Below are 13,528 nucleotides of genomic sequence, written 5' to 3' on the forward strand. Positions count from 1 at the left end.
TCTTAATGCTCTCCATGATTGATTAGCGATGGCACGTGATAGTTTATGATTGCCGAGAAGATTTTTGGTTTTCAAATCTTCAATAACAATCAAATCATTATTCTCAACTAATTCACGAGTTATTTTATGGAGATAGTCTTTTCTTTGATTAGCTATCTTCTCACTATACTTAGCTACCATTAGTTTAGCTTTCATATAGTTTGAGTATTGTTCTAAAGGTTTTGGATCAATCAATCCAAATTTCTTTTTATACTGGATATCCTTTAGAGCTTGAGTACGTCTTCTTGCTAATCGTTTTTCCCAATAGTGTTTCTTTTTGGCAAGTTTCTTATCAAAACGGATAGTCTTATACTTACTTCCGTCTGAACAGATTACTAAATCAGAAACACCCATATCAAGACCGACAGACTTGTTTGTTTTTGGTAATTGAGCTATTTCTTCATCAACTGTAAGAATTGCATAGTACTTGTTAGTTGATGATTTACGAATAGTCACGTACTTGATGATACTAGGGATAACCTTCTTGTTCTTATACTTCATTACTCCAAGTTTAGGTAATTTGATATAAGAATCATCAATGATTTCAACATTGTTATTAACAAATTTAGATTGATAACTTTGTTTTGGATATTTCTTACTTTTGAATCGTGGGAATTTACGTTTTTTACTAAAGAATCCCTTATACGCTTCAAATAAGTCTTTATTAGAAACTTGAAGACTAGTGCTTTCAGCTTTCTTTAGCCAAACATGTTCTTTTTTGAAAGTTGTTAAAATGTAATTCAAATCAAATGCTTTCAAAGATTTCAAATCAGGATTATTTTCATGACGTTTGATCATCATGTCTAACATATTATTCCAAACGAAACGATTAGCGCCAAAGTTATATTCAATCAGTTCCTTCTGGTAACTATCGGGATAGATGCGTAATTTAATACCCTTTAAGACCATATGAACCTCCTCCCATGATTTGGTATCGTAATTATATCACACAAGGGGAACGTATGTTTGTGAAAACATCTAAAATCGCATAAATCATTGATTTATCACGGCAATAAATTACCGTGTTTTCTCAATTAGCGATTTTTATAAAAAAATCTATAGAAAATGTTAGACAGTTCACAAGGTAACATGCTAGTATCATATTATACTAATAATAACGATAAGAATTTAGTGAGGTGAAACTATGAAGTTATCAAAAAATTTAATGAAATTACTCTCATCTGATATTGAGCCCAAAATCAGTATTATTATGCCAATCTATCAGCAGACCCAGCAGGTAGAAGTGAATTTGATTACATACAAAAACCTCTTGAAAGAAGTAAAAAAAGAATTAAATCAATATCCACGTCGGGAGTGGATTAAAGCTGTTGAACAATTGGAGTCATTGATCCTTGATCGAAAATTATGGAATGAGACTAAGACTGCCTTACTGATTTTTGCCAATAATGAAGCGATAGAAATTTGTGAAGTGGAACATCAAGTGGCAGCTAAGTCGCATGTTGGAAGTACTTTCTTGATTCAAGACTTATTACTACCTGAAGAGCAGATTCATCGAGCTGATTTTTTGATTGATTTAAGTCGTGACCGAATTCGAATTTATGATGTTAGTAGTTTGGAAAGAGTTAAGTTAGAGGGGTTACATACTCATTTTTCCAATTATTATGATGATTTTGACGTTAAATCTAAAATCAATTTCCGTTCTGTAGGTGGAGCGACTTTTTATCACGGACATCATACTAAGTCCGAGCAGCAAGAAAAAGAACAGCTGATTTATTATCGTTACTTAGATCGAAAATTGAAAAATCTTCATTTAAAATATGGCTACGAATTTTTAATAACAGGTTTGCCAACGGCTTTGGATAATTTCTTGAATTTATATGCTAATCGAAAATATGTGAGTGGAATTATTCATGATTCAGTGGCTAATTTATCTCATTCAGAATTAAAAAAAAGAATATCCGAATATTATGCTTTTGAAAGAATAGCCAGAATTGAATCAATCAAGCAGAAGATTATCTCAGCTCATAAAGGGAATCAATTGTTGAATGATTTGAATATTATTGAATTTGCTCTTAATAATCGCGATGTTCAGACGTTAATTTCATTTAATGATGGTAAATCATATTCAATTGCTCACAATAAATTACTGATAAAATCTTTATTAAATAAGATTAATTGTCGAGTTATTTATACACCAAATTTTAATCGTTATTCTAGTATGAATGCCATTTTGTATTAAGTGGTAACTAATAGAGGCTTAAAATTCTTTTTAAAAAGGATTCTAAGCTTCTTTTTTTACGACTTGTAAATTTGTTTTTCTTAACAAACTTTTTAGGAAGGGGTTAAAATGAACTTGTAACGGAGAAGTAAAAAATCGGAGGTAGAGTACTATGAAAAATATTTTAATTATTGGTGCAACTAGCGCCATGGGTGAACTTGCTACTAAGTATTTTTTGAACAAAACTGATGATAATATTACTTTGATGGCACGTTATACGAATCTTTTGACGATTGATGAGAAAAGAGAACGTGTATATCAGGGAGACATTATTGATAAAGATGTTTTGGATGCTGCAATGAAAGGAATCGATGTAGTTTTGGTCTCATTGGATAGTAATGAAGAGCGTCTTATCCAAAAGATTATTGAGGCTATGGACAGAGCAAATGTTGAGCGTTTTCTATTTTTAACATCAATGGGTATTTGCAACGAGGTACCTATTTATGCCGGAGCATCTGGTAATTTAACTGAACGTTCGATTTTAGAACCATATCAACAAGTTATTTCTAGAATTGAAGACTCGGATTTAAATTATACGATTATTCGTCCTAGTTGGTTAGACGATGGATCAGATATTAAGAATTATCAAATTGATCATAATGGTAAACCATTCCAAGTTGATACAGTTTCACGCAATAGTGTAGCTGATCTAATTCTTCGTCTAGCTAGCAATGACCAGCTGGATGCTCGTGACAATATAGCTATCAGTCGTAAAATTTAAGAATAAATAAAAAGGCCTTGTGAGAACACAAATTCTCATAAGGTCTTTTGCTATTTTTGAGGTTCATTTTTTCTTAAAATTCTTGCGGGATTGCCGACAACAATAACATTGTCAGGGAATGAATGAGTAACAACTGATCCTGCACCAACGATAACGTTGTTTCCTAAAGTGACACCGGGCAAGATGCTAGCGCCACCTCCAACCCAAACATCATTTCCAATCGTAATTGGAGCGACTCTTTCGGCTTCGGTCCTTCTAACTGCTGGGTCCATGGGATGTTTAGGTGTGTAAAGACCAACTTTGGGTCCAAACTTAACATCATTACCGATAGTGATTTTTCCTTCGTCACAGAGCATTACATCGTGGTTAGCATAGAAATGGTTACCAATAGTAATGTTGACTCCGTAACTGAAGTAAAGCGTTGGTTCAGCGAAGAATCTGTCACCAACTGATTTCATTAGGCTCTTGATCTTTTCGTTGCGCTCGTCACTGTCAGCAATTAAATTGTATTTCATTAATTTAGTACGTACATCGTTGCGTAGATCGGATAAAGGTTTTGATTCTAAATAAAGTTCTCCATTTATCATCTGCTGATACGCAGGATCTTGTTCAATATCCATTTTTTTAAGCATCTCCCAAATAATTTATATACTAAGGATAGCATACTTGTGAAAATTTTAGAAAAATCTTTGAAAACGATAAATTTAGTTGAAAATGTGAAAAATAATTGTTTACTTAGGTTGAATTTTACTCAAAGCGGTACGATAGAAGTGTAAATAAATTTCGGAGGTAGATTAAATGACAAATGTTCTAATAATCGGTGCAACTGGCTTAGTTGGTCAAAAGGTCACCAAGTATTTTCTGGAAAAGACTGATGATTATTTAACTTTGATGGCTCGCAATACTAGTATTTTGTCTATTGATGAAAAGCGTGAACGTACCATTGAAGGGGATGTCATTGATGATAAACCTTTAATGGAAGCTTTGAAGGGTAATGAGGTTGTTTTTGTAGCTTTGGATAGCAATCTGGAGCAATCAACGCAACGAATTCTCGATGGAATGAAGAAACTTGGTATCAAGCGGATTCTTTTTGCCAGCTCAATGGGACTATACAACGATGTACCAGTCAGTGATGGTGCTTCGGGTAATTTGACTGAAGATGCTATTTTGAAGCATTATCAAGCTGCAGCACAGATGGTAGCTGATTCTGGATTGAACTATACGATAATTCGTCCAGGAAATTTTGATAATGGTCAAGATTTGAATTATGAAGTTACTGCTGACGGTGAAGAAAATAAGAGTCAGGATGTATCGATTGTCAGTGTGGCCGATTTCGTAGTGAAATTAGCTCAAGATGAAAAGCTAGGTTCTGAAGAAAGCTTAGGTATTAGTCGAAAAGAAGCATAATTTACTTGAGCTGAAGTCGACTTTAGGGATTAAGATAAAGGAAAATGATGCGAGGTAGTGTAATGGCAAAATTAATTATCTATTTTTCACTTTCTAATAATACTAAAAAGGCCGCTCAAAAAGTCCAGGAGATTACTGGGGCTGATATTTATCGTCTAGAAGCTAAAAATCCTTATCCAGAAGGATATTCCAAGTATTCTAAAGTTGGGATGAAAGAATTTGAAGATGACATTCATCCTGAGATCAAAGAAGAAATTCCAGATTTGAAAAAATATGACACGATTTATTTAGGGTATCCGACATGGAGTGGAAAAATTCCAATGATATTCCACACTTTGTTTGAACAGTATGATTTTTCGAATAAAAAAATCGTTCCTTTCACAACAACTGGTGGATCAAGTGCCAGTGAGTCTTTGCCTTCCGTAAAAAAAGTGGCAAAACAAGCTGTTGTGACAGATAATTTTAGATATCAGTTTAATGATGAAAAACTAAAGACATTTTTAAATGACAAATAAAAAGTTGAAGCCACTCGGATCGGGAATTATCCAAGCGGCTTCAACTTTTTGAGGTTTATATAACCAATTAACCATTTTTGTGTGTAATATGGGAGAACGATTAATTGATATTGAATAATGGATTCCATTGGCTACCCCCAGCGGAGATAACCAATGTTATCAACAGTGGTTGTAATTGATTATAATTAATATTTTTCTAATTTACAAGGGTAAACATTAAAAAAATACTAAGTAGATTAGTTTATAAATAATAAAGACTGTTATATCAACAATATTTATAATAAAATATTCAAATTCTAGATATTAAAATTTAATTGGTCAAATCAATTGCAAACTGTTGATATTTGATGACATACTATCATGACGAAAGGAATGGGTGATAAAATGCGTCATCGTAAAAGTAATAAAAAGCCATTGATCATCACATTGGTCTCAATATTAGTAATCTTAGTTTTATGCGTCATTTTCTTTTTCCCATTGAATAATGCAATCAGAAACATTACTGGTAATGACACGGCGAGTGATAAAGTAGTCAAATCAGAATTAGTAAAAAAAGTTAAATCAAAGAAAAATGGTAATGCGCAAAGAGATAAAAAAATTGATCGAGCAGCATCTATCTTGGGCAAGAAGAAAATGTCCGAGATTATGTCCGCTGCTAATAATCAGAATAAAACTGCCACTTTGATCGAAGATTCTTCTTCTTTATCTAAGGAGCAATCTCAAAAAGCAGCTGCAGAAATTTTTTCTAATGAAGATTACACTCCATTGAGAAAAGCAGTCAGTGATGGGAATTGGTATCAAGCTTATCAACAGTATCAAAAATTGTCCGATAATGGCGATTTAGGGCAGTTGCAACAAGATATTAGTCAATAAGAACAAAAAAAACGCGGGTTTTCGCCCACGTTTTTTTAAAATTCTTAAGAAAAATTGTTTTTAAGGTTTCTATAAGAATTTTTTGATATCCTTTTCATCGGAACTGTCATAGAAAAAAGCTTCGATGGGGATGTCATATTTCTCATGAATGAGTAAAATCTCTTTTTGGGTAAAACCTAAATCATCATTCTTTCGACGAATAGTTGATGTAGATTTTTCCAAGAGTTTGGCAATATCACTCTGTTTGATTTTTTTTAGAGTGAAAAAAGCCTTTAGATATTGATTGTTATACATAGTTATGTGTAATCTCCAACTCAAGCCTTTTTCCTTAATTTAGGAACAGTATTATGTTAAACTAAAAATACAAATTTTTCAAAAATATTTATTGAAAAATTTGTATTTTAGGTTAAAATATCATATATGAAAGGTATAGGTTGTATTTGACATATGATGACAATTGGAAGATATTTACGTACTAAGAGATTTTTTAAGGAATTAACTTTGCAACAGGTAGTCGATACTGTACGAGAGAACTATAATTTTTCAACATCAACTTCAGTTTTGAGTGCTATTGAAACTGATAAGAACAAAATTCTGGATGGCGAATTGTTATTTGTCTTAGCAGATTTATACGGTGCTGACTTAACAGAGTTAAGTGATTTGATCTTAAAGAATCTTAAAGCAAATAATAGAAGAAACTAAAAAAGTTAGACTTAAATTCGTATGGGGTAGTCTAAAACTTGATATAAAAATATAAATATCAAGTTATTAAAGATATATATAAAGGGAATCGGAACAGTTTTACATCAACCTTGATGTAGGACTGTTTTTTTACATTTTAGCAAGAGGAATGCTTTCACATTGACTCTAGAATCGACTACAATACATATGAGGGAAGTTTAAACATGTTATTGACATTACTAGTATTTAGACAAAATATCTTGAATGATTGGACGATGAGAAATGGAATTTTGCGTAGATACAAATAAAAATAATAGTTGGTATATCGGGACTAAAAATTACGATTCTAAAATGATCAATAAAATTGAAACAATTATGTTTCAAGGTAATGGTTATGTTGGTATGAGAGGCGTGACGGAAGAACCACAATTAAATGAAAAACGTGATATGTTCGTCTCCGGGACGTTTGATGCTTTTCCAAGTGAAGTAACAGAGCTTCCTAATTTGCCTGATCTGTTGAATATGGTCTTTCAAGTTGATGGCAAAACTTTAAATTTAAAAGATGGTCAAGTAAAGGGATATCATAAATACCTTGATATGAAGAATGGTGAATTGACACGTGAATTTACGTGGATTATCGATTATAAGCAAGTTAATTTTAAATTCACTCGCTTCGTTTCGATGGATAATTATCATTTGTTGGCATCGAAAGTAACTATTAGTGCTGATAAAGATATTGATTTAAAAATTAAATCAGGAATTGATGGTCAACAGTCAAACAGTGGCACGCAACATCTTATGGAAGGTAGTAAGAGATTTTATGAAGGTAAATTCATTCAATTAACTGAAAAATCACAACAATCTAAGATTGAATTTGTCTTTAATTCGATGCATAAATTGTTTGTGAACGAAGTTTTATTAAATGACAAGCCTTATATCAAAATGGGACGTCGGCAGATTTTTGAAAATTATGACGTTGATTTGGCAGCCGGACAAGTCTTTCAAATTGTGAAGTATAGTAACGTCTTCACGAGTATTGATCAAGACGTTAAAGATGACGATTTGGCAGAAACTTCAGTTAATTGTTTGAAGAAATCAAGTTGGGCTAATTACCATGAGTTATTACAAAAGTCGGCTCGAGCTTGGGATAAGAAAGTTTGGAAGAAGAGCTTTGTTGAAATCAAATCTAATGAAATTGAACCACAAGTAGCGATTAACTTTGCTCGTTATCAATTAGCTGCTAACACACCACATTCTCCAAATATGAATATTGGTGCTAAGGGGTTAACTGGTGAAGGTTATAAAGGTCATACATTTTGGGACACAGAAATTTTCATGTTGCCATATTTTATTTTTACAATGCCTAAGATTGCTAGAAATCTCTTAGAGTATCGTTATTTAGGACTAGAAGGTGCTCACAAGAAAGCAATTAGAAATGGTTACCGTGGTGCTGAATTTCCTTGGGAAGCTGCCTGTCCTAGTGATGGCGAAACAGCTCCACTCTGGGGTTCTGCTGATATTGTGACTGGTGAGCCGATGAAAGTTTGGTCTGGTTTTATTGAACAACATATTACTGGTGATGTCGTTTATGCAGTAATGGAATATCTGAATGCTACCAATGATCGTGACTTTGCTAAAAAGATGGGTTACGAGATTATTTTGGATGCGGCCAAGTTTTGGGTCAGCCGTTTGGAGTATGATCAAGATCACGAACGCTATGAAATAACTAACGTTATTGGACCTGATGAGTATAAAGAACATGCGGACAATAATGCTTACACTAATTACTTGGCCCATTGGTGTATTCAAAAGGCTATTCAAGTCGTTAATATTTTGAAAGAAGACCATCCAGATCTTTACGTGATTTTGGATAAGAAATTAGATTTAGTTGAAGCTTACAATGATTGGATTTCACGTGTAAATAAAATTTATTTGCCACAACCAAATAAACAAGGAGTAATTCCTCAAGATGACAAATATCTTTCTAAGAAAAAAATTGATGTAACCAAGTATCAAATAAATGATCAAATCAGCGAGATTTTTAAAGATTATAATTTGGATCAAGTTAATAATTTACAAGTTACTAAGCAAGCTGATGTGATGTTATTGATTAATCTATTCGATGATTATTTTGATAAAGATGTGAAATTGGCTAATTGGAATTACTATGAGCCAAAAACAACTCACGAATCTTCTTTGTCTATGCCGCCACATTCAATGATTGCTAATGAATTAGGACTAGATGACCAAGCTTACAAATTTTACAGATGGACTTGTGAGACGGACATGGGAGTTCATGTTGGTAAATCCGTTCAAGGGATGCACTTAGCATCATGTGGTGGAATTTGGAGCATGACCGTTCAAGGTTTCGGCGGTGTGAGGATTTCCAATGGTAAATTACGGATTGATCCACATCTTCCTAAAGCCTGGTCTAGTTTGAAGTATCGGATTTGTTGGCACGGTAGTATTGTCAAAGTTTCTATTACACATGATGAAATGGAAGTAGAAGTTGTGGGTGATGGGATTGAATTCGTCAACAATGGTCAAGAGTATCAAGTTCCGGATAATTCTAAAATCGAAGTTGATGATTTTGTGCCTGAGAAAGTTAAAAGATAGTGGTTGTGTTAATTGATGTCAGGTTAAAAAGGACGAACGTTTTCTAGGACCTCGCTCCCGACTAGGTAGTGATATCTATCTTTATATAAATTACTTCAGAAAATTAATAGAGGATATTATTAGAATTGTGGACTATTGCTGCATTCTAATGGTGTCCTTTTTGTTTTATATATGTAAAGAATAAAGAAATAGTGCCGGCAGCGTTCCAACCAATCACAGGGCTTTCGCGGATGACGGCAGTTTTCAAACAGAAACATTTTCATGAAATTATTTCTAATCAAAATATATTAAAATATAACTAACTGAAATTATGGAGGATGTTTGTATGACTAAAGTGGTAGTAATTACTGGAATTTCGTCAGGAATGGGACGGGCAGCAGCCATTTATTTTAAAAATCAAGGATTTGAGGTCTATGGTGGTGCACGACGTGTTGAACGTTTGGCTGATTTGTCAGAAATGGGAATTCATACCCAAAAGCTTGATGTAACTGATAAACTGTCGGTTCGAGGATTGGTTGATCACGTTGTTAAGCAGCAAGGTAGAATTGATGTTTTGATCAATAATGCTGGTTATGGTGAATTTGGACCAATTGAAGAAGTTCCCGTAGAGAATGCTAAGCGCCAATTTGATGTCAACTTGTTTGGAGCAGATCGTATTACTCAATTAGTATTGCCAGTCATGCGTCGTCAAAATTCCGGTCGAATCGTGAACATTTCGTCAGTCGGAGCCAATATTTACAGTGCCCTGGGTGGTTGGTACTATACGACTAAGGCTAGTTTAAATATGTGGAGTGACGTTTTAGATCAAGAAGTAAAGCCATTCGGGATTCGTTCAGTGATAGTTCAACCAGGGTTGACTAAGTCAGAGTGGAGTAAGATTGCCTTTGAAAATGCGCGTAAGAATTTATTAGAAGATTCTCCATATGAAAATTTATTGGATAAGACTGAAGGTCTATTCGACAAAATCAAAGGTACCCAAGCTACGGCTGAAGATTTGGCAAAAGTATTTTATCAGGCAGCGACCGATATTCATCCAAAACGTCGTTATTACCATTCAATTATTGATCACGGAATGGTTTTGACGGCTACAACTATGCCAAGAGTTTATCGCTTTGCCTTGAATAAATTGATGAAATAAAGATTAAAGACATTACCGGAATAACGGATAATACTGTGTTCTGGTAATGTTTTTTTATTATGGAAGATTTCATCAAAAAAAAGAAAATTCAAAATTTTTTTATTTTTTTTAAATAATTTTCAAAACCTTATCAAATAGGCGTTATTGAGCTCCAGCTTTCTTAGAAAAGATTAAATAGTCTAATTTTTCTCTAATTTTAAGGTTGAAAAAGAATTTATAAGGTGCTACTATCTTTTTCATAAATTAATTTTTTTCTAATAAAGGGAGACAGTATTATGACAGAGACAAAAAAAGTAGTTTTAGCATATTCCGGTGGATTGGACACATCAGTAGCCATTCCATGGTTGAAAAATAAAGGATACGACGTTATTGCATGTTGTATCAATGTTGGTGAAGGAAAAGATCTTGAGTTTATCAAGAACAAAGCGATTGACGCTGGTGCAGTTGATGCAATCGCCATTGATGCTTTAGATGAATTCGCTGACGATTACGCATTAGTAGCATTACAAGGACATACCCTCTATGAAGGTATTTATCCTCTTCTCTCTGCCTTATCCCGACCTCTTATTAGTAAAAAATTAGTAGAAATTGCCAAAGAAAATGATGCAGTTGCCATTGCCCATGGCTGTACCGGAAAAGGTAACGATCAAGTTCGTTTTGAAGTTGCCATCCACGCTTTGGCTCCAGAAATGACCGTGTTAGGACCTGTTCGTGATTGGCATTGGTCACGTGAGGAAGAAATCGAATATGCCAAGGAACACAACATTCCAATTCCGATTGATTTGGACTCACCATATTCTATCGATGCCAATATTTGGGGTCGTGCTAATGAATGTGGCGTTTTGGAAGATCCTTGGAACGAAGCACCAGAAGATGCTTTTGATATCACTAATCCAATTGAAAAAACACCTGACGAACCAACTAGTATTGAAATTGCCTTTGAACAAGGTGTTCCTGTTTCACTAGATGGTGAAAAGATGAAGTTCTCAGATATGATTCAAGAACTAAATGTGATTGCTGGTGAAAATGGTATCGGAAGAATCGACCATATCGAAAATCGTTTGGTTGGTATCAAGTCACGTGAAGTTTATGAAACACCTGCTGCTGCAGTCTTGTTGAAAGCTCACAAAGAACTTGAAGATTTGACACTAGAACGTGATTTAGCTCATTTTAAGCCATATATCGAAAAACAATTGAGCGACACAATTTATAACGGACTATGGTTCTCACCATTGATGGATTCATTGTTGGCCTTCTTGCATGAAAGTCAAAAGACCGTTAATGGAGTTATTAAGTTGAAGTTGTTCAAGGGTAATGTTTTGGTACAAGGACGTAAATCACCAAATTCCCTATATGACAAGGATTTGGCAACATACACTTCAGCTGATTCATTCGACCAAGAAGCTGCTCAAGGATTCATCAAACTATGGGGACTTCCAACACAAGTTTCTGCTCAAGTTAGCGAAAAAGCTGCTCAACAGAAGAACGAAGCTAGCCATACTGAGGTGAACCAATGAGTACCGAAAAGCTCTGGGGTGGAAGATTTTCACAACAAGCCGACAGTTGGGTAGATGAATTCGGTGCTTCAATCAGTTTTGATCAACAAATGGCTGATGAAGATATAACTGGATCTTTGGCTCACGTCAAAATGTTAGAAAAAACTGGAATTTTGAATCATGATGACGTTTCAAAAATAGTTGCTGGACTTGAGGATATTCAAACAGATTTGCATCAAGGAAAAATCCATTTCACAGTTGAAAACGAAGATATCCATATGAATATTGAAAGTATTTTAACTGATCGAATTGGACCTGTAGCTGGTAAATTGCATACGGGACGTTCAAGAAATGACCAAGTCGCAACTGATTTTCATTTGTACGTCAAGAATCGTTTGCCTAAGATTATTGAAGAAATCAAGACTATCCAAACGACTTTGGTTAAACTAGCGAATGAAAATGTCGAGACTATCATGCCTGGATATACTCACTTGCAACACGCTCAACCAATTTCTTATGGTCACTATTTGATGGCTTATTATTCAATGTTGAAACGTGATGTGGAAAGATTAGAATTTAATCAAAAACACACTGATATTTCACCATTAGGTGCCGCTGCTTTAGCCGGAACGACTTTTCCAATCGATCGTCAATTTACAGCTGATGAATTGGGATTTGGTGAAGTTTATGGTAATTCATTGGATGCAGTGTCTGATCGTGATTTTGCTTTAGAATTTTTGAGTAACGCTTCAATTTTGATGCTACATTTATCACGTTTTTGTGAAGAGTTGAGTATGTGGGTCAGTTATGAATTCAACTATTTGGAACTAAGCGACAAGTACACGACGGGAAGCTCTATCATGCCTCAAAAGAAGAATCCTGATATGGCAGAACTTATCCGTGGCAAGAGTGGTCGAGTGTTTGGACATTTGTTCGGATTACTTTCGACGATGAAGTCTTTACCTTTGGCTTATAACAAGGATCTTCAAGAAGATAAAGAAGGCGTTTTTGATACTGTCAAAACTATTCTGCCAGCTTTGAGAGTGTTCAACGGGATGCTTTCGACTGTTAAAGTTAAAAAAGATAACATGTACAAAGCTACTACGCACGACTTTTCAAATGCGACTGAATTGGCTGATTACTTGGCTACGAAGGGGATTCCTTTTAGACAAGCACATGGAATTGTTGGAGAATTAGTTTTGAAAGGTATCCAAAGTGGTCAAAACTTACAGGATATTTCGATGGCTGATTTTAAGAAAATTTCACCTTTGATTGAAGAAGACGTTTATGAAGTATTGAAACCAGAGGTTGCCGTGGAAAGAAGAAATTCTTATGGCGGTACTGGCTTTAAACAAGTTCGTGAACAAATTAAAAAAGCTCAAGAGGAATTAGATTTATAAAAATCAAAAGAATCCTACTATGAGTGTCGATTAAGGCATTCTAGTAGGATTTTTTTCGTTGATTGGTGTTTGCTATAAAAATATGTTTAGTGATTTATGCAGTGAAAGGATGTTCTCTTTAGAAGCAAAGACCCCCCGTTCTCAATTGAGAGATACTTGTTAATAATATCTTTGGTTATTGTCGCTTTGATTATTGATTCAGTTTACTATTCGTACCAAAGTAAATAAAATTTTGAAATTAGGATTATTTTGATCACTTTGTGTGGTTAAAGTGGTCCTATTTTTTTTGTTTAAGTAACTAAGAGGTAAAAAAGCAAAAGCACTATATAGTCCGGAATAGCAAAGAAAATTGGCTCAAATGTGAAATTTCTCTTGGCAATTTATTGCCTAGTGAAAGGTCGAG

13 protein-coding genes are annotated in these 13,528 nt (G+C 34.3%); 10 read left to right on the forward strand and 3 right to left on the reverse strand.

Translation table 11 applies throughout. The annotated features are described in order from the left end of the window. Positions 1-948 (reverse strand): RNA-guided endonuclease TnpB family protein (locus tag FFM65_RS10085; RefSeq protein WP_137610117.1); only part of this gene is annotated, 948 nt, incomplete at its 3' end. Between the two features lie 235 nt (positions 949-1,183). Between FFM65_RS10085 and FFM65_RS10090 the strand changes: the two genes are divergently transcribed. Beyond that, on the forward strand, positions 1,184-2,239 hold the full coding sequence (locus tag FFM65_RS10090; protein WP_119318625.1) for a baeRF8 domain-containing protein: 1,056 nt from the start codon (positions 1,184-1,186) through the stop codon (positions 2,237-2,239). Positions 2,240-2,390: 151 nt separating this feature from the next. Continuing rightward, entirely contained in the window at positions 2,391-2,999 is a 609-nt protein-coding gene (locus tag FFM65_RS10095; RefSeq protein ID WP_119318626.1) for an NAD(P)H-binding protein, read from the forward strand. Positions 3,000-3,049: 50 nt separating this feature from the next. Here the strand turns inward: FFM65_RS10095 and FFM65_RS10100 are convergent, their stop codons facing one another. Next, on the reverse strand, positions 3,050-3,619 hold the full coding sequence (locus FFM65_RS10100) for a sugar O-acetyltransferase (protein WP_119318627.1): 570 nt from the start codon (positions 3,617-3,619) through the stop codon (positions 3,050-3,052). Positions 3,620-3,797: 178 nt separating this feature from the next. Between FFM65_RS10100 and FFM65_RS10105 the strand changes: the two genes are divergently transcribed. The 3 genes from FFM65_RS10105 (at position 3,798) to FFM65_RS10115 (ending at position 5,794) form a co-directional block, all read left to right on the forward strand. Further along, positions 3,798-4,406 (forward strand): NAD(P)H-binding protein, encoded by a 609-nt coding sequence (locus tag FFM65_RS10105; RefSeq protein ID WP_119318628.1) that lies wholly within the window; start codon positions 3,798-3,800, stop codon positions 4,404-4,406. A 62-nt stretch (positions 4,407-4,468) separates the two neighbouring features. Continuing rightward, the gene (locus FFM65_RS10110) at positions 4,469-4,921 is read left to right on the forward strand and encodes a flavodoxin (RefSeq protein WP_162897988.1); all 453 of its coding nucleotides are present in this window, start codon (positions 4,469-4,471) and stop codon (positions 4,919-4,921) included. Between the two features lie 360 nt (positions 4,922-5,281). Continuing rightward, positions 5,282-5,794 carry a hypothetical protein gene (locus FFM65_RS10115; protein ID WP_119318630.1) on the forward strand — a complete coding sequence of 171 codons (513 nt, stop codon included), beginning with the start codon at positions 5,282-5,284 and terminating at the stop codon, positions 5,792-5,794. A gap of 69 nt (positions 5,795-5,863) precedes the next feature. Here the strand turns inward: FFM65_RS10115 and FFM65_RS10120 are convergent, their stop codons facing one another. After that, complete coding sequence (locus FFM65_RS10120; protein WP_119318631.1) at positions 5,864-6,088, reverse strand: transcriptional regulator; 225 nt, start codon at positions 6,086-6,088, stop codon at positions 5,864-5,866. A gap of 153 nt (positions 6,089-6,241) precedes the next feature. Here FFM65_RS10120 and FFM65_RS10125 point away from each other — a divergent pair, with 153 nt between their 5' ends. The 5 genes from FFM65_RS10125 (at position 6,242) to argH (ending at position 13,125) form a co-directional block, all read left to right on the forward strand. Continuing rightward, the gene (locus tag FFM65_RS10125) at positions 6,242-6,496 is read left to right on the forward strand and encodes a RodZ family helix-turn-helix domain-containing protein (protein WP_057813635.1); all 255 of its coding nucleotides are present in this window, start codon (positions 6,242-6,244) and stop codon (positions 6,494-6,496) included. A gap of 261 nt (positions 6,497-6,757) precedes the next feature. Next, positions 6,758-9,091 (forward strand): glycoside hydrolase family 65 protein, encoded by a 2,334-nt coding sequence (locus tag FFM65_RS10130; protein ID WP_119318632.1) that lies wholly within the window; start codon positions 6,758-6,760, stop codon positions 9,089-9,091. 325 nt (positions 9,092-9,416) lie between these two features. Next, on the forward strand, positions 9,417-10,229 hold the full coding sequence (locus FFM65_RS10135) for an SDR family NAD(P)-dependent oxidoreductase (RefSeq protein ID WP_119318633.1): 813 nt from the start codon (positions 9,417-9,419) through the stop codon (positions 10,227-10,229). Positions 10,230-10,504: 275 nt separating this feature from the next. Further along, a complete protein-coding gene (locus FFM65_RS10140) occupies positions 10,505-11,746 on the forward strand; it encodes an argininosuccinate synthase (protein WP_119318634.1) in 1,242 nt (413 codons plus the stop codon). Next, positions 11,743-13,125, forward strand: a complete 1,383-nt coding sequence (gene argH / locus FFM65_RS10145; RefSeq protein WP_119318635.1) for an argininosuccinate lyase — start codon at positions 11,743-11,745, stop codon at positions 13,123-13,125. The genes FFM65_RS10140 and argH overlap by 4 nt, the downstream gene beginning before the upstream one ends. Positions 13,126-13,528 lie beyond the last annotated feature (403 nt).

The sequence above is a fragment of the Companilactobacillus formosensis genome (assembly GCF_005405305.1).
Classification (GTDB): domain Bacteria; phylum Bacillota; class Bacilli; order Lactobacillales; family Lactobacillaceae; genus Companilactobacillus; species Companilactobacillus formosensis.

What these genes read in the sequence shown, in the direction of transcription:
- FFM65_RS10090 (WP_119318625.1), top strand. Translation starts at nt 1,184, where the DNA reads ATGAAGTTATCAAAAAATTTAATGAAATTACTCTCATCTGATATTGAG.
- FFM65_RS10095 (WP_119318626.1), top strand. Translation starts at nt 2,391, where the DNA reads ATGAAAAATATTTTAATTATTGGTGCAACTAGCGCCATGGGTGAACTT.
- FFM65_RS10100 (WP_119318627.1), bottom strand. Translation starts at nt 3,619, where the DNA reads ATGGATATTGAACAAGATCCTGCGTATCAGCAGATGATAAATGGAGAA.
- FFM65_RS10105 (WP_119318628.1), top strand. Translation starts at nt 3,798, where the DNA reads ATGACAAATGTTCTAATAATCGGTGCAACTGGCTTAGTTGGTCAAAAG.
- FFM65_RS10110 (WP_162897988.1), top strand. Translation starts at nt 4,469, where the DNA reads ATGGCAAAATTAATTATCTATTTTTCACTTTCTAATAATACTAAAAAG.
- FFM65_RS10115 (WP_119318630.1), top strand. Translation starts at nt 5,282, where the DNA reads ATGACGAAAGGAATGGGTGATAAAATGCGTCATCGTAAAAGTAATAAA.
- FFM65_RS10120 (WP_119318631.1), bottom strand. Translation starts at nt 6,088, where the DNA reads ATGTATAACAATCAATATCTAAAGGCTTTTTTCACTCTAAAAAAAATC.
- FFM65_RS10125 (WP_057813635.1), top strand. Translation starts at nt 6,242, where the DNA reads ATGATGACAATTGGAAGATATTTACGTACTAAGAGATTTTTTAAGGAA.
- FFM65_RS10130 (WP_119318632.1), top strand. Translation starts at nt 6,758, where the DNA reads ATGGAATTTTGCGTAGATACAAATAAAAATAATAGTTGGTATATCGGG.
- FFM65_RS10135 (WP_119318633.1), top strand. Translation starts at nt 9,417, where the DNA reads ATGACTAAAGTGGTAGTAATTACTGGAATTTCGTCAGGAATGGGACGG.
- FFM65_RS10140 (WP_119318634.1), top strand. Translation starts at nt 10,505, where the DNA reads ATGACAGAGACAAAAAAAGTAGTTTTAGCATATTCCGGTGGATTGGAC.
- argH (WP_119318635.1), top strand. Translation starts at nt 11,743, where the DNA reads ATGAGTACCGAAAAGCTCTGGGGTGGAAGATTTTCACAACAAGCCGAC.